Genomic DNA, 20,371 nt, shown 5'->3' on the forward strand with positions numbered 1-20,371 from the left:
AACCAACCGCCCTTTCCCTGTAAAATCCGGGTAATACTGTGGGGGTGGTTTTATAAGAGTTATTCCGCTCCTCCTCCCAATGCACGGTATAAATTGACAGAATATTGCAATTGCTCGAGTTTATCAGTTACCTCTCCAAGTTGTGCGGAGAGGAAGTTTTGTTCTGCCGTGAGCACTTCGGTGTAGTTGGCTTCGCCTGCAATCAATAGCTCTTTCGTATACTCCACAGCGTTTTGTGATGAGTTTACTTGTTCCTGACGGACGCTATTTTTCTTGACCGATGATTCATAAGAATACAAGATATCCGAAACTTCTTGCCCTGCTCTTAACAGGGTATTTCTGAAAGTGATAAGGGCTGCTTCCTGTTGTGCCTTGGCTATTTTCAGGTTTCCTTTCAACTGTCCCCGGTTGAAGATGGGTTGGGTTATGCCTCCGATCACATTGGCCAATAAGTTTTCACTGTTGAAAAAGTGGGAGAAACCTGAGGATGCGAAGCCTATCATCGAGCCGGCATTCAATGTGACAGAGGGGTAAAAACTGGCTTGTGCCGCATTTGTCAATTCAAATGCAGAACGGAAGTCGAGCTCCGCCTGGATTACATCGGGTCGTCTTGCTAACAATTGGGCAGGAATGCCTGTCGTTAGTTTTGCCGGAACTGTTTGGGCTTCGAATGCAGAGCGTTCTATTGTCCCGGGTTCACGACCGAGCATCACCGAGATGCTGTTTTCCAACTGGTGGATGGCACTTTCCAAATCGTAGATACCCAATTTTGTCCTTAACATGAGTGCCCGGCTCTGTTCCACGGCTGCCTCATTCACGTTTTGCATCCCTGCTTCTTTCAGGGCCATCATCGTTTCCACATTTTCGTCCAATAAGCCGACTGTTTCTGTAGTGATACGTAGTTGTTCGTCGAGTGCCAGCAGCGAATAGTAAGAGGTGGCGATATTGGCGATGAGCGAACTCTGAATGAGATTTCTATAAGAATGGCTTTGCAGGAATAAGGCATACTTCGACCTTGACTGTCGATTCAGTTTTCCCCATATATCCAGTTCCCACGATGCGGCAATCCCCAATGAAACGTTTTGTGAATTGTAACCAAGAGTCTTATCGGCATTACTCGTTGTGGTGTTGGTAACTTGCCCTGTAAGCGCTACGGTGGGGAAATAGGATGCACGTGCCATATTTAAACTTGCCTCCGCCTGACGGATAGTGGTTACGGCCACCTGTAGGTCGGCATTGTGTTCCAGGGCTTCTTCGATCAATCCTACCAGGTATGTGTCGGTGAAATACTCCCGCCAGGGGATGTCGGCAATGGTAGTTGTATCTCCGGAATAACTATCACTATGGTTATTCCGGTATAGGTTCGACGTATCTATTTCAGGTGTTTGATAGCGGTTCATCACCTGACAGGAGGATAATCCCAGGAACAGGAGAACAATCCCCGTGAAAATGGCCGGCACGAAAATAGCAGGTATTCTATTTTTATTCTTGTTCATCGCTTGGTTGGTTTATAGCGTCATCACTTATGTTCACGAGCCCCGATTTTACGAATTTATCATGCATCGTCTGGAAGATGATATACAATGAAGGAATGACCAATACGCCCAGTATGGTTCCGATCAGCATACCGCCAATGGCACTGATACCAATGGAACGGTTTCCTACCGAGCCTGCACCCGTGGCGAAAAACAGCGGTGTCAACCCGGCGATGAAAGCAAACGACGTCATCAGGATAGGACGCAGACGGGCCACCGCTCCTTTTACGGCTGCCTCCACGATATGCATTCCCTGCCTTCGTCGCTGGATGGCGAATTCCACAATGAGGATGGCATTCTTGGCCAGCAAGCCGATGAGCATGATCAGGGAAATCTGCACGTATATGTTATTGGTGATACCTTGGTGTACCCCGAATATTTTTAGAAAGATGAATACCCCTGCCAGACCGACCGGCAGCGAGAGAATTACCGCAAGCGGTATAATATAACTCTCATAAAGGGCACAAAGGAGAAGATATACGAATATCAGGCAGAGCATAAAGATAAGCAATGTTTGATTGCCGCTATGGACTTCCTCTCGCGTCATCCCCGTATATTCGAAGCCGTATCCCACCGGAAGCTCGTCCGCTCCCATCCGGTCGGTCAGCGCTATCACGTCTCCCGTGCTGTATCCCGCACTGGCATTGGGGATAACGGTGACGTCCATCGACGTGTACATATTGTACCGGGTGTAGGATTGCGGTCCTGAAAAGTCGGTGATCGTCAGGTATTCGGTGATGGGTGACATTTCGCCCGATGCTGTTTTCACAAAAAGAGCCTCCAGGTCATCCATATTCTTGCGAAATTCAGGAGAGGCCTGCACGATAACACGATAGGGTTTCCCGTATAATGTGAAGTTAGAGGTATACATACTGCCGATATACATTTGCAAGGTGGCCAGGATGTCATTGAGTTGCAATCCCGATTCTTTTACCTTTGCAATATCCACTTCTATCTGTTTTTGAGGAAAGTTGGGATTGAAAGTGGTATAGGCGGTCAGTACCTGGTCCGTGGCCTGCAGCTTGCCCAGGAAATCCTGTGTGACATCGAAGAAATCGTAGATATTTCCCCCTGTCCTGTCCTGCATCTTCAGCTCCACGCCGCTGCTCAACCCAAAACCTCTCAAGGTGGGGGCGCTGAACACCGTAAACGAGGCACCAACTATAGAACTTGTTTTTTCAGTCAGAACGGTCACAATATCGGCTGCGGTTCTCTTGCGTTCTTTCCAGGGTTTCAGTTTGACCATCAATGTGCCATAAGGGCTACCCAGACCACTGATAAAATTGACCCCTGTGATATTGGAGATATGGGCCACCTCCGGTATCTCTTGGGTGATCGCGTATGCTTTCTGCACTATCGAGTCAGTCCTTTCGAGGGATGATCCGGGCGGCAAGGTAATCATGCAAAGTACGGAGCCACTATCTTCCTGTGGTACGAATCCGGTAGGCGTGGTTTTCATCAGGAAGAACAATACCAGGGAGAATACCGCGATGATTGTCACAGTGATCCAGCGGTGATTTTTCTTTCCCAGGAAACGTAATGTTTTCTCATATTGATCGGTCAGCTTCTGGAACCATTTGTTGAACCAAGCGGTAAAGCGTTTGAATATGTTCTTCTTTTTCCCGGCTTCCTCCGTATGCGGTGAAGTGAGCAATAAAGCGCTCAACGAAGGGCTTAATGTGAGCGCGTTGATGGCCGAAATAAAAATGGCTACTGCCAGCGTCAACCCGAATTGTTTGTAAAAAACACCACTCGTCCCGCCGATAAAACTGACCGGAATAAATACCGATGCCATTACCAGCGTGATGGAGATGATGGCGGGCGCAATCTCCTTCAATGTTATCAGCGTCGCTTCCTTTGCATTCTTTACCCCTTTTTCCAACTGTGCATGGACTGCTTCCACCACCACAATGGCATCGTCCACCACAATACCTATGGCAAGGATAAGGGCGAACAGCGTCAGTAGGTTGATAGAAAATCCCATCACCTGTAACACGAAGAAAGTACCTATAATGGCTACCGGCACAGCAATGGCGGGGATCAGGGTAGAGCGGAAACTTTGCAAAAAGATAAAAACTACCAGAAACACCAGTATGAATGCCTCAAAAAGAGTGGAGACCACTTTCTCGATGGAAGCATCTAAAAATTCGCTGGCATCCGATACATAAATGTATTGAAAGCCCGGTGGAAACGATTGTGAAGCCTCATCAAGTGTCGATTTTATGTTGGTGATCAGTTCGGTAGCATTGGATCCGGCAATCTGGCTTACCTGCATCACCACCGAAGGGAGGCCGTCAGTAGCAGACTGTACCGCATAGAATAAGGCGCCCAGTTCTACATCTGCCACATCCCCCAACCGGAGTATATGTCCGTCTTGGGAACGGATGATGATATTTTTGAATTCTTCCACCGATTTCAATCTTCCCGTATATTGCAGGGAATATTCAAATGTCTGGTCGCTGTTTTGCCCGATGGTACCCGGGGCTGCTTCCACGTTCTGGTCGTTTAATGCTGCCTGCACTTCCGCCGGGGTCAGATTATAGGATGCCATTAGATTAGGATTCAGCCAGATACGCATTGAATATGTCTTTGCTCCCATTACGCTGGCATCTCCCACACCCATCACACGTTTTATTTGGGGAAGCACGTTGATGTCGGTATAATTCTGGATAAACGCCTGGTCATGATCCGGGTTGGTAGATGAAAAAGAAATTGTCAATACGTTGTCACTCTGTTGTTTCACAACATTCACTCCGGAACGGGTAACCTCTGCGGGAAGGAGAGACGTTGCCTGGCTTACCCTATTTTGTACCATCACGGCCGCAATATCTTGGTCGACTCCCGGTTCAAAATACACGGTAATACTTCCCGAGCCGGAGTTTGAAGAGGTGGAAGTCATGTAGGTCATGCCTTCCACTCCGTTGATCTGTTCCTCCAGGGGTATGATCACACTGTTCATCACCACTTCTGCACTCGCCCCACTGTAATTGGTCGATACACGTATGGTGGGAGGTGAAATGTTGGGATATTGCTCCACGGGGAGCGTGACCAGACCTATGATACCCAGCACTACTATAAGGATGGAAATAACGGTGGCAAGCACCGGTCTTTCTACAAATATCTTTAACATATTATTGTTGTTCCGTTTTTATTTTTCTTGCATTACCCAAGGTGGCAATACCATCTACCACAATCCTGTCTCCTTCGGACAAGCCGGAGGTCACTGCATAATGCTTTCCATCAGGTAAAGGAAGCACTGATATCATTGTTTGCACGGTTGAGTCGTTTTCATTGGCCACATCTTTTACCACCTTATATAACACTACTTTATCCTGTTGTGTAAAAGTGGCTTTTTGGGGTATGACAAAAACGTCGTTCAATTCCCTGGGGATAGCTATCCTGGCGCTGGCTCCACTTCTGAGTATGCCATTTTTATTAGGGAAATTTGCACGAAGGCTTATTGCGCCTGTTTGGGAATTTACAATACCGGAGATTGCGGTTATTTTTCCTTTTTCGGGATAGGTGGTTCCATTTGCAAGAAGGAGGGATACCTCGGGAATATTGTTTATTTTTTCGGTCTGTGTATTTCCTTCGAGTGTTTCTAATAGTGATGCTAACGCCCTTTCATTCAGTGAGAAATAAGCATATGTCGTCTGGGTCTTCGAGATAGTGGTCAGCGTGGTAGCGTTGGTTACCATATTTCCGCTGCGGTAGGGTATGGACCCGACAATACCGTCGATGGGGCTGGTGACAGTGGTCCATCCCGAAGTGGCCTGTGCGGCTCTTAATGCCACTTGGGCTTCTTCGTGTGCCGCCTGTGCTGCGGTATAAGCATTCTCATAGGTTTGAAGCTGTACCCCGCTCACAATATTTTTTTCGGCGAGGGGGCGTATGCGCTCCACATTCAACCGGGCTGTGTTGAGGTTGGAATTTGCCCTCTCCAACGCTGATTTTGCCGAAGCGAGATCCTGTTCAGACATGGGAGAGTTAATAGAGAACAGTGGTTGTCCCTTTTTCACCATAGCACCCTCTTCGATATAGACCTTGTCTATATATCCGTTTACCCGCGGTTTAATTTCTGCGTCTTCTTCTCCTCTCAATGTGACGGGAAATACCGACTCCAGGATGGCAGTTTGCTTTGTAAGCTCTTGTACAGGATAAACTCGTGCCGCTAACGCGTTCGCGTTATTCTTCGATTTTTTTCCACAGGCGGTTATGGATAACGTCATCAAAAGTACCGCCGAAAAAAAACAGGCGTAATTCTTTATTGTATGATTCATAAATAATATTGACGATTTCACATCGTATGAAGTAATAAAATAATCCAAATTAAAAAAGGAGTAAATAGATGGACTCAATAACCTCTCCTTTCATCCAGTCTATTCCAGCAGCACAAAATTAAATATAATCCCCCAATTTTGCAAAAAAAATAGACGAACAGTCAATAATGACCGATGAACTTTGTTATGCTAAAAATTCTGCTGCCCGTGAAAAAACGGTGGTAAATGCATTATTCAACGATGTAATATCCGTTGAATTATGAGGAAATGGATTTTCGTGTGTATAAGGAAATGAAAAATCAAGCAATTGAATAGTGGATTGTGCATTTTTCTCTCCCAATGCTTCTAATACACCGTGATACGGGATTACTGTGTCTTTTGTCAGTGCTATTCCTCTGATTTTTCCTTTTAAGCGGGAAAAAATGTTTTCACGCTCGGCGCGGAACCGTTCCGGCGTGATCATTTGTAAGAAAGCATTAAAAGCATTATCATGTTCCCATACCGGGGTATCTTCATTACCGAAATGATAGATATAATACTGTTGCATGGTTTCGAAAGCAGGCTTGTCCATGATACTTCGGGAAATGCCGGACATGGATCGGAAGATGCTTCCACCACAAAACATGAAGAGCCGGGAATCACCATAAAGTCCCTTTTGATTGGCCATAAGGGCTATCTGTGAAAGGAAGGCTCCGATGGAATAGGCGAAAATATCGATTTTTGTGTCCTCTTTGAAAAAGGGATGATAGCCGGCTTTTAACTCTTCGAATAATACGGTTAAATCGGCCCAGGTCTGTCTTCCCGACAGGTAGAACCGTTCCGGGTTTTGACTGATGCGGTCACTCAATGCCACGTTTGCATAGCTGATGGTACGCTCATCGGTATATTTCTCTTTACGGAAGTTCAGCAGGTTAATCAGACTGCGGGGATTCGACCATGTCATTGGCGCCCTGTTTATGTGGAAAGCAATCGGAAAAAGAATGACCGGTTTGCCGGTATTATAACACAAAAACTCTGCCCAGGTGAGATATTTGCTCCAATTTCGTTCATTTAATCCATGAAGAAGCAAGATGGCTTCTGCATGTCTGGATTTACCCGAGGGAAAAAATACCGGATATTCAAATGAAAAGTTTTCTGTGATATTACTGTCTTTCTGTAGTAGCGTACCTCCTTTTTCGTTGACTGAATGACTGTTGAAACGGAAAAAACGAATATCGATATTTGTTTCGTCCAAATGACTGTCTACTCCTTGGGCGAAGCTGCAGTTCAGTGCAATATATCGTTCATTATAACTCTTCATAACCGGATATTTTATGACTTTTCGTGCAAAAAAACAGGCTTTTCGTGTCGTGTGCAAATCAAAGGGAAAAATGCGATTAAAATGGGATAGAATCCCATATGTGGGGTAAAATTGAGTATGGAGGGGTGAAAATTGGGGCGCAAATTTCTGATTATTTTGGTAAATCTTCAATAAAAATTTACTTTTGTACCGGATGAACTATAATTCATTCTACGATGGACAACAAAATTCCGGCATATTTATATGAGAAGCGAAACAGCGTAAAGACGATTCTTTTTACGGCGTTGTTTGCGTTGTTGTTTATCAATCTCTTTCAACCCTTCGGTTCCCGTGACTGGTATCCCGGCGTATCCGATATCAAGTATTTTGCTTTTTCGAGCCTGATCATCCTGACCGGTATGTTGGTGGTGGTAATCAGCCGGATGATTTTGACGACATACTCAAAGAAAAGGGATGTGTTGTATTGGCAATACGCAGTATGGATATTATGCGAAGTAGTAGCCATGGCTATTTTTTATACCTTATTCGCAAAGTTCTTTCCCAAAGATGGGATCGAAAGGGATATATCGGAGATTTTTCGCCAAAGCCTTATTAATACAGCATTGGTATTGCTTTTGCCATATGCCATCACTTGGCTCTATTTCTCATGGAAAGAGAAGAGTGCACTGCTGGAGGAAATCGAACAGGAGAAATCCGGGGAGTCCCGCGCAAAAACGTTGATTGCGTTCCCCGATGAAAAAGGCGACCTGAAAATCTCCATCATGATGGAAAATTTACTTTATATTGAATCGGCCGATAATTATGCTACCATCTATTACCTCAATAAATCAGGATTATCGCAATTCATGCTTCGTAACTCTCTGAAATGGATGGAGGAACATCTTGTCAATGGTACACCCTTGGTGCGTTGTCACCGCTCCTATATCGTAAATATGGATAAAGTGAAGATTCTGAAGAAGATAAAAGGAGGAATTGTACTTGAACTCGATGATGAGCGTACACCCGATATTCCCGTATCAAAGACCTATTATGAGTCATTTATGCGCAAATTTTCGCATTATTCTCTTTAGATTCAAGAGCCAAGAATCAAGACTTTGAAAGCTCATCTCTTTTCCGCCGTATAAAAAAAGCCTTATAAAATAAGGGCTAAATCGCTAAATTCGTATTACTTTTGTGATGGCAGCAGGTCGGTTTGTCGCTTCCCACCAGGTGGGAGGAGGAAAGTCCGGGCAACGCAGAGCGCCATACTTCCTAACGGGAAGCTGTCTGTGAGGGCAGATAAGCGTAACAGAAAACGACCGCCGCGGTCTTGTGCCGGGGTAAGGGTGAAAAGGTGAGGTAAGAGCTCACCGGGTGCCGCAGCAATGCGGCGTGCCGTACGCATTATGGGTTGCAAGGCCATGTATATCGGATTCGTAGGGTTGCTCGCCCGATGCCGAGGGGTAGGCCGCTAAAGGGAGGTGGTGACACTTTCCCGTAGATAAATGACAAACATCCGATTCGTCGGTTACAGAACCCGGCTTACAGACCGGCTGCTTTTTTTGGATAAAATCATGGTGAAAGATGGCAAAGAAGGGAAAAGGAGACGAACCTGAAGAGGAGAGACCGGGCAAACTTGAGCGGTTGAGGATCAAGGTGAAAGAGCTGATCCATTTCCTGACGTACGAGATATGGCGACAGAATCCCGAGACGCTCTCCGGCAAAAGGAGTATCCTGTATGATGCTATAAAGACGGTAATTCTTACTGTCAGAAATGTCCAGGAACTGGATATTGCAGCCATTGCCCGCTCGCTTACATATAGAACCTTGCTCTCTATCGTTCCGCTATTGGCTATTATCTTCGCCATTGCCCGCGGCTTCGGGATCGAAAATCTCATGGAGAGCAGCATCTTCAGTTTCATGTTGGGGAACAAGCCCCAGGAAGAGGTTGTTGTGACTGCTCCCGTGTCGACCACCGAAAGTGGGTCGACCTTCGTGGTCGAGCCGGATTCAATAGGCGCAAATTATCGGGCAGCGACATCTTCGGTCCTCTCCTCCGGGGAAGATATAGCTGCAGAAGATGCCTCGGCTGAAGAAAGGACGCGCGAGTTTCTCGACCTCCTGTTTGGTATTATCGATAATTCTCTGGAAGAAGCAAAAGGAGGAGGCGTATTTGCCGGCATAGGTATTTTATTATTCCTCTATACCATCCTGATCCTTTTTAATGATATAGAGAATAACCTGAACAGGATATGGCAGGTGAGCAAAGGAAGGGGGATCGGACGTAAAATGACTGATTATGCTGCGATGGTATTGCTTATGCCTCTCTTCTTTATATTGGTCAACGCACTGAATATTATCAGTTATCCGCAGAATGATACGCTCAAGGTCATTTATATACTCTATCCTTTTATTCCCCGTCTGTTGGAAATTGTTCCTTTCGTGGTAATAATATTCCTGTTTACGGCGCTCTACAAATTCTTGCCCAATACAAAGGTGAAATTTATCAATGCATTGATAGCGGGAGCAATAGCAGGTACAGCCTTTCAGTTCTTCCAGATGCTTTACCTGAGCGGACAGATGTGGATTACACGTTATAATGCCATCTACGGTACGTTTGCTGCCATTCCGTTGATGTTGTTGTGGATACAGATGTCGTGGTTTATTATGTTGATCGGAGCGGAGATATCCTATGCGGCACAAAACGTGCGGAAGTTCTCGTTTGAGAAGGAGACTCGCAATATCAGTCGGCGGTACAGGGACTTCTTTACTTTGATGATCGCTTCCCTGATCGTGCAACGTTTTGCCGATGAGAAGACTCCTCTTACTGCTGATCAGCTTTCAGTCAGGTGCAAGGTGCCGGGACGGCTTACCAACACCATCCTGGACCAATTGCTTGAACTGAAAATCATTTCTACTACCCCTTCCGGTATAGATGAGCGTGTGCCGGCTTTCCAGCCCGCTATGGACATCAACCTGATCACCGTAAACAGGGTGATTTCCCAGTTGGATGAGCAGGGGTCAGAAGATTTCCTGATTGATCTGGACGGGGGTTACCAGAAGCAGTGGAAGGCGTTGATGAGTACCCGTAGCGGACTTCACGGTGGAGATGGAGATATACTGCTGAAAGATCTCTGAACTGCCGCATCCGGAAAAAAATAAAATGATTACCTTTGCAGGTTATAGCAATATAATACTTTTCCAGTAGACCACATGAGTTTTATCAGTTCCATAGAAAGTGTAGGAGAATATGCACTGTTGATGAAGAAGGTGCTAACCCTTCCGGATAGGATGAGTGAATTTCTGAAGGAATTCATGAAGGGGGTCTTTTTTTTAGGAGTCAACTCTATCTGGATTGTGGTAATTATCTCATTTTTCATAGGCGCCGTTATCGTAATGCAGATCGGGTTGAATATCGATTCACCGATGTTACCCCGGTTTACGGTGGGTGCTGTTTCGCGGGAGATTATCCTGCTGGAGTTTTCTTCTACCATCATGTGCCTTATCCTTGCCGGCAAGGTAGGGTCGAACGTGGCTTCAGAAATAGGGACGATGCGTATTACCGAACAGATTGATGCGTTAGATATTATGGGTGTGAATTCAGCTAATTATCTGATATTACCCAAGATTGCTTCATTCGTGGCTTTTATGCCGGTATTGGTAGTTTTTAGCATGTTTATGGGGCTTATCGGTGGTTATATCATCTGTCATGTGTTGGGAGTTCCGTCGGTGGATACTTATGTGTACGGTATACAAGCATTCTTCAGGGAGTCGCTTATCTGGTATTCTATTGCGAAATCGATGATGTTTGGTTTTATTATTGCTTCGGTAGCTGCTTATTTTGGATATAATGCCAAAGGGGGAGCTCTGGAAGTGGGGCAGGCCAGCACCAATTCCGTGGTGATCAATAGTGTGTTGATCCTGGTATGGGATTTAGTGTTCACACAGCTGGCACTGGGATAAAAGAAATGCCGTTATGATAGAAGTGAAAAATCTGAGGCAGGAGTTTGACGGTGAAGTTGTCCTCAACAATATCAATGCTACTTTCCAAAATGGGATGGTCAATATGATTATTGGCAGGAGCGGTTCGGGAAAGACTGTGTTGCTTAAATGTCTTGTAGGACTGATCACCCCTACGTCAGGTGAGATACGTTACGACGGGAAGAATTTTATAGGACTCAAATCAAGGGAGCTAAGCCGTCTTCGCCGCAATCTGGGGATGCTATTTCAGGGGGCTGCACTCTTTGATTCCCGGACTGTCCTCGAAAATGTGATGTTCCCTCTCGACATGTTTTCAAGGAAGAATAAACGGGAGCGTAAAAAACGGGCTGAATTCTGTCTCGAAAGGGTTGAATTGCTTGATGCAGCCAATCTTTATCCCTCGGAGATCAGCGGGGGGATGAAGAAGAGGGCGGCCATAGCAAGGGCCATTGCCCTGAATCCGAAATACCTGTTTTGTGATGAACCCAATTCGGGGCTCGATCCCAAGACATCACAACTTATCGACGAGTTGATTTATGACTTGACCAAGGATTTCTCGATGACGACGATCGTAGTTTCGCATGACATGAATTCTGTGATCAATATTGGTGATAAGGTGATTTTTATCAATGAAGGAGTCAAAGAATGGGAAGGCAATAAATCGCAAGTCATGGGTACCAATAATGAGAAATTGAACGACTTCGTCTTTGCTTCCGACCTCTTTAAAAAGATCAAAGAAGCCGGAGAAGGGAAGTGAGAAAGAATCTAAGTAAACAAATGGTTAAGTGGTTAGGTGCCTAAGTGTTCTGTAAAGAGAACAATTTTAGGGTCGGCGTTGTTTGTTCGGTAGTCATTCAATAAAAAATAAACAATATATAGTATGTTAAAGATAAGTAACCTGCATGCAATTGTAGAAGAGCAGGAGATATTGAAGGGAATCGATCTGGAAGTGAATGCCGGAGAAGTTCATGCTGTCATGGGTCCGAACGGATCCGGGAAAAGTACCCTGGCTTCTGTGTTGGCAGGAAACCCGAAATTTGAGGTTACCCGTGGAAGTATTCTTTTCAAGGGAAAGGAACTGCTTGAGATGGAACCCGAAGATCGTGCCCGTGAGGGGATATTCCTCAGTTTCCAGTACCCCGTGGAGATCCCGGGCGTGAGCATGGTTAATTTCATGCGTGCGGCAGTCAATGAACAGCGAAAATACAAAAACGAAGAGCCTATATCTGCAACCGATTTCCTGAAACTGATGCGCGATAAGCGGGAACTGTTGGGCATGGATAGCCAGTTGGTCAGCCGGTCGGTCAATGAAGGTTTTTCCGGCGGGGAGAAGAAGAAAAATGAGATTTTCCAGATGGCAATGATCAATCCGCTGCTGTCCATTCTCGATGAAACAGACTCAGGACTCGATATAGATGCCTTGCGTGTGGTTGCTGCCGGCGTAAATAAGCTGCAGACCAAAGAAAACGCTACAATAGTTATTACGCACTACCAGCGTCTGCTTGAATATATCAAACCTGATTTTGTGCATGTATTGTATGCAGGTAAGATCATCAGATCCGGTGGCCCGGAACTCGCATTAGAGCTTGAAAAGAAAGGATACGACTGGCTGATAAAGCCGTAAACCCGTAACTTCGGAATAAAATGATTGAACAACAATATATAGATCTGTTTGAGCAGTATCGGGGGGAGTTGGATGCCAATTCCACGGAAGGTATCAACAGGCATCGGGATGCAGCTTTTGAATTATTTAAGAGGAATGGTTTTCCCTCTTCTAAACTGGAGGAATATAAGCATTCTAACATTGTACGTAGTTTTGACACCGAACTGGGCTTGAACCTGCGGAATATTCCTGTTCCCGTTAATCCTTACGATGCGTTCAAGTGCGATGTCCCGAATCTTTCCACCTATACTTATTTTCTTATTAACGACAGGTATTACGATAAAGCGCCACAGTCTGAAAGCTTGCCGGAAGGTGTCTTCGTAGGCAGCTTGCAGCAGTTCTCAAAAGAATTTCCCGGACAGTTTGAAACCCATTATGCGAAGATCGCCGATATGGCTGATAACGGGACAGTGGCGTATAACACCATGTTTGTACAGGATGGCTTTGTGGTATATGTCCCCAAAAATGTGGAAGTTGAAAAACCTTTACAACTGATCAATATACTGCGAGGAGGAGTAGACCTGAATGTGAACAGGAGAATCCTGATTATCGCCGAAGAGAACGCCCATGTCAAAATACTAGCCTGTGACCATGCCGTGGATGATGTTCATTTTGTGGTGACCCAGGTGACTGAGATCTCTGCCGATGTTTCTGCCCAAGTCGACTTCTATGAATTGGAAGAGAATTCTGAGAAGGTGACGCGCCTGAGCAACCTGTTCAGTGAACAAAAAGAAAACTCCAACGTGGTGACGAGCGGTATTACCCTTCACAATGGGTATACGCGCAATAACTACCGGTTTCGGATATTGGGTGAACATGCCGAAGCACATGCCGGAGGATTGGCTATTTGCGATAAAACGCAGCATATCGATAACTTTGCCTTTCTCGACCACGCGGTACCGAACTGTACCAGCAACGAACTATTTAAGAATGTACTAAAGGATAGGGCTACCGGCGTGTTCTGCGGAAAAATACTGGTAGAGAGAGATGCACAAAAAACGCAGGCTTATCAGACAAACCGTAACCTCGTCTCGTCAGATACGGCCCAGATGTTCTCCAAACCGCAATTGGAGATATACGCCGATGATGTAAAATGTTCGCATGGTCTCACTACGGGACAACTCGATGAAGATGCCTTGTTCTATATGAGGGCGCGTGGTATCGATAAAGAAGAGGCACGCCTGTTGCTGATGGTAGCTTTCACGCGTGATGTGGTGGATATGGTTCGTATTCCGGTGCTGCAGGAACGTTTGATCAGTCTTATAGACAAACGCTTCCGCGGTGAATTGATGCGCTGCGGGAATTGTGCGGTGTGTAAGTAGTAAAAGTGAAAAGAGGGGAAATTCAAAATCTGAATAGAATTGAAAGATCTCGATATACATAGGATACGTGCCGATTTCCCGATACTTTCACGGGAAGTATACGGGAAACCGTTGGTCTATTTCGATAATGCTGCTACAACGCAAAAGCCGCAGTGTGTCATTGATAAGATCAACCGGATGTATACCACTGTGAACGCCAATGTACACAGGGGGGTGCATTTCCTTAGCCAGGCCGCCACAGATGAACATGAAGCATCGCGGCGGGCGGTGCAGGAATTTATTCACGCAGCTTCTCCCAATGAGATCGTATTTACCCGCGGCGCCACTGAATCGATCAATCTGGTGGCATCCTCTTTTTGTAGGAATTTTTGCAGGGAGGGTGACGAACTGTTGATCACTGCCATGGAGCACCATTCCAATATCGTTCCCTGGCAATTGCAATGTGATTATTATGGGCTAAGGCTAAAAGTGTTGCCAATTAACCCTGAAGGTGAATTGCGTCTGGATAAGTTGGAAAATATGATCACCAACCGGACAAGATTGATAGCCGTTACCCATATCTCCAATGTATTGGGTACGGTAAACCCTGTGGGCAAAATTGTAGAAGCAGCACACCGGTATGACATCCCCGTGCTGATAGATGCTGCCCAGAGCGTACAACACCGTAAAGTGAATGTACAGGAGATAGATTGTGATTTTCTGGTCTTCTCTTCCCATAAGATATATGGCCCGACCGGGGTCGGGGTATTGTATGGGAAGGAGAAATGGCTCGATGCCCTTCCCCCTTACCAAGGTGGGGGAGAGATGATTTCGAGCGTCTCGTTTGAGAAAACAACGTTTAATGACTTGCCATTCAAATTTGAAGCAGGGACACCTGATTTTGTCGGGACGGCAGCCTTGGCTACGGCACTCCGTTATGTCTCTTCCATTGGTTTGGATGATATAGATATGTATGAGCATGCATTGCTCGGGTACGCTACCCAAAGATTGCTCTCCATACCGGGATTACGTATTTTAGGAAATGCTGCAGATAAGAGTAGTGTCATCTCTTTTCTGGTCGATGGTATCCATCCCTACGATATGGGCACGCTGCTCGATAAGATGGGTATTGCCGTCCGTACCGGGCATCATTGTGCCGAGCCGCTAATGCGTGAATTAGGAGTGGAAGGTACTGTCCGTGCCTCTTTTGCCTTTTACAATACCAAAGAGGAAATCAATCTGCTCATAAAAGGTATTGAACGGATTGTACAAATGTTTCGATAGAAAAAATTACTATATTTACAGCGTCAAGCATAAAACTGGTATGCCACAGGACCTTCGAAGCCAAGAAAGAAATGAAGATCACACTTTATTTATCTTATTGAAAAAGAGAGATAAAGAGGCTTTTTCCATGATATATCAGAAATATCATCGATATCTCTATTCGTTGGCGTTGAAGTATCTTAAAAGTGTACAAATGGCGGAAGATGCCGTACAGCATGTATTCGTGAAACTATGGGAATCTACTGCGGGTATCCATATAGAGATCAACCTGAAAAATTATCTCTATACGATGACCAAAAATTATATTCTGAATATGATTCGTGATCATAAAGAGGCTGTTTCATTGAATTATATGAAGGCACAGATAGATCTTCCTGCCGATGAGGATATTATCAGGGAAGTGGAAGAGAAGCAAATGCATGAAATGCTATACAAATATATAGAGCAGCTTCCTCCTCAAAAAAAGGAGATTTGCATGCGAAAACTGGAAACATCGGACAGTAATCAGGAAATTGCCGATAAAATGGGTATATCGGTGCATACCGTGAAATCCCATTATCAGGAATCTCTGAGAATATTACGGTCTTATTTTCAACAGATTAAAATGGTATTATTATAAAATATACATCGGAACTCATTTCTTTGGGCAGAATGTGTGTCTATATAGTAAGTGGAAAAATCTTTATGAATGCAAGTGTCGGATAAAAAAGTTATTAACAGGGTAGTTGCCGAATCGGCCTCGAAAGAGGAAGCGGTTGGGGTTGTCGATTGGTTTTCTTCAACGATAGAAGGGCAGCAATACCTTTCGGATATGCTCGACAAGGATGCTTATCTGATGGAGAGCGAACCTAATCTTGGCAGATCATTTACCCCGTTACAGTCCGATAATTTGTACAAAAAAATTGACAGAACGATCTACCAGAAACACTATAGGAAATTATTCCTCAGGGTGGCTGCCGTTCTTTTGCCGGTATTGCTTGTTTCCGGCTTGGTTTTTTATTTAAATAACCAGACTGGTATTTTTACAGAAACCACCTATTCCGAAGTATTCGTTCCTAAAGGAGAAGATGCACGCCTCTTTTTTCAAGATGGAACAGAGGTGTTTATCAATGCCGATACCCGGATCCGTTATCCCAACAAATTCGGATTAAAGAAGAGGGAGGTTTTTCTGGAGGGAGAAGCTTATTTTAATGTAACTTCCAATCGCAGTCGGCCTTTTATAGTACATGCGCAGCATACAGAAACAGAAGTGAGGGGCACCTCTTTCAATGTGAGGGCTTATGGAAATAGCAATACCATTGAGGTGGTGCTGGATGAAGGAAGGACCACTTTTCGCGTACATCAGAATAATTTTCCGATGCTGCCCGGGCAGAAAATCGAATATGACAAGTCAACCGGGGAGACTACCTTGAGGAATCTGATCAACCCGTCTAATGCTTCATTATGGAAAAAGAATATACTTCATTTTTATGATACCCCGCTTGCCGAAGTGATAAAAGAGTTGGAAAGAAGATATGACGTGCAATTCCAGGTGCACAATCCGGCGACATTGAATTACAGTTATACACTTACAACTAAACAGCCCGGCATTGAAAATGTATTGAAGGAATTACAAAAAATATCTCCGGTAAGGTTTAAAATTGAAGGGGACATGATCTCCGTTTTCCTCTGATTCCATCATGAATTTTATCGGATAGATTTTCTTCATTTCTTGGCTCTATTCTTCTATTTGTTATTTTGTCAGTCCGAAATGTGTTAATATGTAGCTTGTTTGTGCTCCGGGGGGGATATTATGTAAAAAAAAGGATGCTATGTGTGTTGATTTATTATGTCAATCGTTAAAAAATGATCGGGCCTGTTTTTAAGTAATATCTGTAAGTGGTTAACATGTAGATTCTTTATGAATTTAGCCTTAGTCAAAATCATGAAATAAATGTTGTCTATATTAAATAGATAAAAAATTGTGTCCTTTTTTTGTAGTTTTGAAAAGTATGTGTAATTTTGACGCGGTTTTAAGAGGTAGATAGGGTAATTCGCTGTAAAATAGTATGTTATTTGAGGAAGTGCTTTTATAAAGCTTATTGTAAAAGGTTCGATAAATCAAACAGTGAATTATATATGGAGCTAAGGATGAAGTAGCTAAGTTCTCACAAAAAATCATCTTCATGGAATTGAATCGCAAATCCTACATTCTTACCTGGGATTTGATATCCGGATCATAGAAAGATTATTTTATTGGTAACTAGTTGATGAGGTAAAATCAGAAACAGGTGTATATCAGTATATTAACTGGGTATACCGTCTTGGTGTGAGTCGGGGCGTATGTCTTTAAAATGTAATGGAGTGTCCGTTATATGTAAATTTGCGGAAGAGTCGGCCGAAAACAGACTAATATAATAAAGAAATAAACACTTTAATTCAATTGATTCAAAATGAAAACAAAAAATTTTCTTTTAATTGCCGCTTTTATTATTTGCGGCTTAGTATGTGTGAACAGTGTGAATGGGCAAACTCCTCCGACACAAACGGCGGATGAGGTAACCGTGAATATCAGATTTAAGCAAATCCAGTCAATTGTGGTCAACCCGGCTGAGGAGCATCAGACGGTTAATCTTGACTATTTTACATTACAAAATTATCAAGAGGGGGTTTCTGTAACGAAGAATGATCATTTGACTGTGTTCAGTTCGGGTGGTTTTCAGGTTAAAGTTAAAGCAGAAAGTCCCGCTTTTACCAGAATGGGGGGAAGTGAAACAATACAATTAAGTGATATGGTAATACAAGCCTCTAATGGTAGCGGTAATGACAAGACTTATGGAGATGGAGGATTACCTTTGGTTAATTTGTCTACAGGAGAACAATCCCTTATTGGTTCCTCAACCGGAGGAGGTAATCTTAACTTCAATATCACTTACGACAATACAGTTGCCGGAAATGAATTTAAATATATAAATAATCATGTTCGTCCAGAGGAAACATCGGTATATACCGCAACGGTTACTTATTCAATTGTAGCTATTTAAAATACCTATTCTTACTATACATGAGGAGGAGAGAGGCAATTTCTGTTGATTTGCTTCTCTCCAATTCCTCCTACTCTTCAAAGTGGCACAATTTGTTTTTGTACCTACTTGTGTTTACTTTTTCGATAGTAACAGAGGATATTGTCATATATCTGTTGATACTCACTAAAGAATATAATCAATGAGACAGTTTTTTCTCCACTCTCTTTTAGTGCTTGGTACGCTTTATTTAATGATTCCATCCGCTTTGTTCTCTCAGGTGGGCATTTCGGTATCCCCTCCACGGGTATATTATACCCTGAATCCGGGAGAAACGGGGACGCAGAAGGTGTTGGTCAGTAATGTCAGTAAAGAACATCCGCTCAATCTGTCCCTTACGCTTGGGGACTGGGCGTATGATAATTATGGAAACAACCTTATGTTTCCGCCCGATTCGCTCGACAATTCCTGTGCCGGCTGGATAAGTGTGCCCGATGGGATGTATTTGACCCTCGAACCGGGTGAAAATCGGGAGATAGAGGTGACCATGACGGTGCCAAACATGTCTGCTCCCGATGATAATGTGCAGACAGCCATGCTTTTTGTCACCCAGATGAACCCGGTGGATGGCGTAGACGCACAAGGGGCTGCTATCAGGATCAACGTGCGGCAGGGAATAAAATTATACCGTAAAGGTAACGTACCGGAAATAAAGAAGATAGAAATTGAAGACCTTGCATATGACAGGGAGACCAATTCTCTATTACTCTTATTCAGTAATGGTGGCAATATTTGGTTGAATGGTCGTGTAAGCGCCGGCTTGTTTAATCAGGATAACGGTAAGGAGTTGAATATAGAAGCAATCGATTTTTACACGATGCCCGGTGATCACCGTTCCATGCGGATCCCTCTCAGCCAAGATATGGAAAAGGGAAGCTATACGGCTACCGTGATGGTAGATTACGGTGACCGCACAACCATAGAAGCTGCAGAATTGCAGTTCAATTATGAAACAAATATGTAATCTTTCCACATACCTGCCCTTCATTTTTCTCTTTTTAAATTTAACCGCATATAGTCAGGTGAATTTAGAATGGCAGGGAGGAGCCGACTATCTGAGTGTGGGTTCCTATTCAGGAGCTGTCTCTCAATCGGATATAGCTCAATTGAAGATTAGCGGAAATGGAAATATTACTTTCGAAAACTGGAAATTATCTGCCCGAATAATGAATTATCCGGTGGTGAACGAAGGGAATGAATTTCCGGCTGATAAGATAAGCTTTTCCCCTACCGGGACATTCGGGAGTTTAAAACCGGGTCCTGTACCCGGTGTGGGGCAGATAGGTATACCGTTGTCTATATCCTTCCAAAACGGACCCAATGAAGTATTCCTTGTGCCCGGTTCCAATACTCCTATAGTGAATACCAGTCCAACTCAAAATGATTATTTTGAATTGAATATGGGATTTAACCTGACGGTCGCTCCCGGGAACTACCTCAATGCTTTGCAGGCTTGGAGAGAATATCAATTCCAAATAGAATATACGCTGTATGACGGAAATAATATGCCGGTAGGCCGACTGCAACATATGTTTAAAATACAGGTGGCCAATCTGGGTCCCCCACCGGAAGAGAGCCGGTATACCATACAGGTCTCCACGGAAGCATCCAACGGGTTGTTGGAGTTCAAAACAATGGCAGATTATATCAACGGCAAAAATGTGACCTATACCGGCGGATTGTCCGTATCCGCTACTACTGCTTACCAGGTGACAGTAAGATCGGTAACACCCCATTTTTCGTCTGCTGCCGGAAATACTTTGCCGTTGGATGTCGTTCGCCTACAACTAAACGGAGATTCCGGAACACGGTATACCCGCCCGCTCTCAACCGTAACTCAAACTATACTGGAAGGTGCTTCCACCGGAGGGAGCGCTGTAAACTTTGATATTGTCTACTCTACCGAGGCGAATGATTCTCGCCTGTTTAATGTGCCTTCCGACCAGTACGAGGCATCGCTGATGTACGAAATTTCTCCCAGATAAA

The 20,371-nt window shown here is 44.3% G+C and carries 16 protein-coding genes and 1 other RNA gene; 13 read left to right on the top strand and 4 right to left on the bottom strand.

Annotated elements, in window-relative coordinates; genetic code table 11:
• Window positions 1–59 precede the first annotated feature (59 nt).
• The 4 genes from B4G81_RS01665 to B4G81_RS01680 form a co-directional block, all read right to left on the bottom strand.
• The gene (locus B4G81_RS01665; protein ID WP_294079421.1) at window positions 60–1,496 is read right to left on the bottom strand and encodes an efflux transporter outer membrane subunit; all 1,437 of its coding nucleotides are present in this window, start codon (window positions 1,494–1,496) and stop codon (window positions 60–62) included.
• The gene (locus B4G81_RS01670; RefSeq protein ID WP_294079423.1) at window positions 1,483–4,665 is read right to left on the bottom strand and encodes an efflux RND transporter permease subunit; all 3,183 of its coding nucleotides are present in this window, start codon (window positions 4,663–4,665) and stop codon (window positions 1,483–1,485) included. Before B4G81_RS01670 ends, B4G81_RS01665 begins: the two co-directional genes overlap by 14 nt.
• Window position 4,666: 1 nt before the next feature.
• On the bottom strand, window positions 4,667–5,815 hold the full coding sequence (locus B4G81_RS01675) for an efflux RND transporter periplasmic adaptor subunit (protein ID WP_294079425.1): 1,149 nt from the start codon (window positions 5,813–5,815) through the stop codon (window positions 4,667–4,669).
• Between the two features lie 184 nt (window positions 5,816–5,999).
• A complete protein-coding gene (locus B4G81_RS01680) occupies window positions 6,000–7,115 on the bottom strand; it encodes a DUF6051 family protein (RefSeq protein ID WP_294079427.1) in 1,116 nt (371 codons plus the stop codon).
• Between the two features lie 215 nt (window positions 7,116–7,330).
• Between B4G81_RS01680 and B4G81_RS01685 the strand changes: the two genes are divergently transcribed.
• From B4G81_RS01685 to B4G81_RS01745, 13 genes are all read left to right on the top strand, one after another.
• On the top strand, window positions 7,331–8,185 hold the full coding sequence (locus B4G81_RS01685) for a LytR/AlgR family response regulator transcription factor (RefSeq protein ID WP_294079429.1): 855 nt from the start codon (window positions 7,331–7,333) through the stop codon (window positions 8,183–8,185).
• 109 nt (window positions 8,186–8,294) lie between these two features.
• An RNA gene (rnpB, locus tag B4G81_RS01690) (RNase P RNA component class A) lies at window positions 8,295–8,655 on the top strand.
• Window positions 8,656–8,678: 23 nt separating this feature from the next.
• A complete protein-coding gene (locus B4G81_RS01695) occupies window positions 8,679–10,232 on the top strand; it encodes a YihY/virulence factor BrkB family protein (protein ID WP_294079431.1) in 1,554 nt (517 codons plus the stop codon).
• Window positions 10,233–10,307: 75 nt separating this feature from the next.
• Window positions 10,308–11,057 carry an MlaE family ABC transporter permease gene (locus B4G81_RS01700; protein ID WP_294079432.1) on the top strand — a complete coding sequence of 250 codons (750 nt, stop codon included), beginning with the start codon at window positions 10,308–10,310 and terminating at the stop codon, window positions 11,055–11,057.
• A gap of 13 nt (window positions 11,058–11,070) precedes the next feature.
• On the top strand, window positions 11,071–11,832 hold the full coding sequence (locus B4G81_RS01705) for an ABC transporter ATP-binding protein (RefSeq protein ID WP_294079434.1): 762 nt from the start codon (window positions 11,071–11,073) through the stop codon (window positions 11,830–11,832).
• Between the two features lie 123 nt (window positions 11,833–11,955).
• Window positions 11,956–12,699 carry a Fe-S cluster assembly ATPase SufC gene (gene sufC / locus B4G81_RS01710; protein WP_294079436.1) on the top strand — a complete coding sequence of 248 codons (744 nt, stop codon included), beginning with the start codon at window positions 11,956–11,958 and terminating at the stop codon, window positions 12,697–12,699.
• Between the two features lie 20 nt (window positions 12,700–12,719).
• Window positions 12,720–14,060 (top strand): Fe-S cluster assembly protein SufD, encoded by a 1,341-nt coding sequence (sufD, locus tag B4G81_RS01715; RefSeq protein WP_294079439.1) that lies wholly within the window; start codon window positions 12,720–12,722, stop codon window positions 14,058–14,060.
• 39 nt (window positions 14,061–14,099) lie between these two features.
• Window positions 14,100–15,323, top strand: a complete 1,224-nt coding sequence (locus B4G81_RS01720) for an aminotransferase class V-fold PLP-dependent enzyme (RefSeq protein WP_294079440.1) — start codon at window positions 14,100–14,102, stop codon at window positions 15,321–15,323.
• 127 nt (window positions 15,324–15,450) lie between these two features.
• Window positions 15,451–15,942 carry an RNA polymerase sigma-70 factor gene (locus tag B4G81_RS01725; RefSeq protein ID WP_349678726.1) on the top strand — a complete coding sequence of 164 codons (492 nt, stop codon included), beginning with the start codon at window positions 15,451–15,453 and terminating at the stop codon, window positions 15,940–15,942.
• Between the two features lie 69 nt (window positions 15,943–16,011).
• Window positions 16,012–16,995 (top strand): FecR family protein, encoded by a 984-nt coding sequence (locus B4G81_RS01730; RefSeq protein WP_294079442.1) that lies wholly within the window; start codon window positions 16,012–16,014, stop codon window positions 16,993–16,995.
• Between the two features lie 760 nt (window positions 16,996–17,755).
• A complete protein-coding gene (locus tag B4G81_RS01735) occupies window positions 17,756–18,346 on the top strand; it encodes a hypothetical protein (RefSeq protein WP_294079443.1) in 591 nt (196 codons plus the stop codon).
• A 181-nt stretch (window positions 18,347–18,527) separates the two neighbouring features.
• Complete coding sequence (locus tag B4G81_RS01740; RefSeq protein WP_294079445.1) at window positions 18,528–19,349, top strand: fimbrial biogenesis chaperone; 822 nt, start codon at window positions 18,528–18,530, stop codon at window positions 19,347–19,349.
• Window positions 19,333–20,370, top strand: a complete 1,038-nt coding sequence (locus B4G81_RS01745; RefSeq protein WP_294079447.1) for a hypothetical protein — start codon at window positions 19,333–19,335, stop codon at window positions 20,368–20,370. Before B4G81_RS01740 ends, B4G81_RS01745 begins: the two co-directional genes overlap by 17 nt.
• Window position 20,371: the final 1 nt, after the last annotated feature.

The sequence above is a fragment of the Proteiniphilum sp. UBA5384 genome (assembly GCF_002410825.1).
In the GTDB taxonomy this organism is placed as follows: domain Bacteria; phylum Bacteroidota; class Bacteroidia; order Bacteroidales; family Dysgonomonadaceae; genus Proteiniphilum.

What these genes read in the sequence shown, in the direction of transcription:
- B4G81_RS01665 (WP_294079421.1), bottom strand. Translation starts at nt 1,496, where the DNA reads ATGAACAAGAATAAAAATAGAATACCTGCTATTTTCGTGCCGGCCATT.
- B4G81_RS01670 (WP_294079423.1), bottom strand. Translation starts at nt 4,665, where the DNA reads ATGTTAAAGATATTTGTAGAAAGACCGGTGCTTGCCACCGTTATTTCC.
- B4G81_RS01675 (WP_294079425.1), bottom strand. Translation starts at nt 5,815, where the DNA reads ATGAATCATACAATAAAGAATTACGCCTGTTTTTTTTCGGCGGTACTT.
- B4G81_RS01680 (WP_294079427.1), bottom strand. Translation starts at nt 7,115, where the DNA reads ATGAAGAGTTATAATGAACGATATATTGCACTGAACTGCAGCTTCGCC.
- B4G81_RS01685 (WP_294079429.1), top strand. Translation starts at nt 7,331, where the DNA reads ATGGACAACAAAATTCCGGCATATTTATATGAGAAGCGAAACAGCGTA.
- B4G81_RS01695 (WP_294079431.1), top strand. Translation starts at nt 8,679, where the DNA reads ATGGCAAAGAAGGGAAAAGGAGACGAACCTGAAGAGGAGAGACCGGGC.
- B4G81_RS01700 (WP_294079432.1), top strand. Translation starts at nt 10,308, where the DNA reads ATGAGTTTTATCAGTTCCATAGAAAGTGTAGGAGAATATGCACTGTTG.
- B4G81_RS01705 (WP_294079434.1), top strand. Translation starts at nt 11,071, where the DNA reads ATGATAGAAGTGAAAAATCTGAGGCAGGAGTTTGACGGTGAAGTTGTC.
- sufC (WP_294079436.1), top strand. Translation starts at nt 11,956, where the DNA reads ATGTTAAAGATAAGTAACCTGCATGCAATTGTAGAAGAGCAGGAGATA.
- sufD (WP_294079439.1), top strand. Translation starts at nt 12,720, where the DNA reads ATGATTGAACAACAATATATAGATCTGTTTGAGCAGTATCGGGGGGAG.
- B4G81_RS01725 (WP_349678726.1), top strand. Translation starts at nt 15,451, where the DNA reads ATGATATATCAGAAATATCATCGATATCTCTATTCGTTGGCGTTGAAG.
- B4G81_RS01730 (WP_294079442.1), top strand. Translation starts at nt 16,012, where the DNA reads ATGCAAGTGTCGGATAAAAAAGTTATTAACAGGGTAGTTGCCGAATCG.
- B4G81_RS01735 (WP_294079443.1), top strand. Translation starts at nt 17,756, where the DNA reads ATGAAAACAAAAAATTTTCTTTTAATTGCCGCTTTTATTATTTGCGGC.
- B4G81_RS01740 (WP_294079445.1), top strand. Translation starts at nt 18,528, where the DNA reads ATGAGACAGTTTTTTCTCCACTCTCTTTTAGTGCTTGGTACGCTTTAT.
- B4G81_RS01745 (WP_294079447.1), top strand. Translation starts at nt 19,333, where the DNA reads ATGAAACAAATATGTAATCTTTCCACATACCTGCCCTTCATTTTTCTC.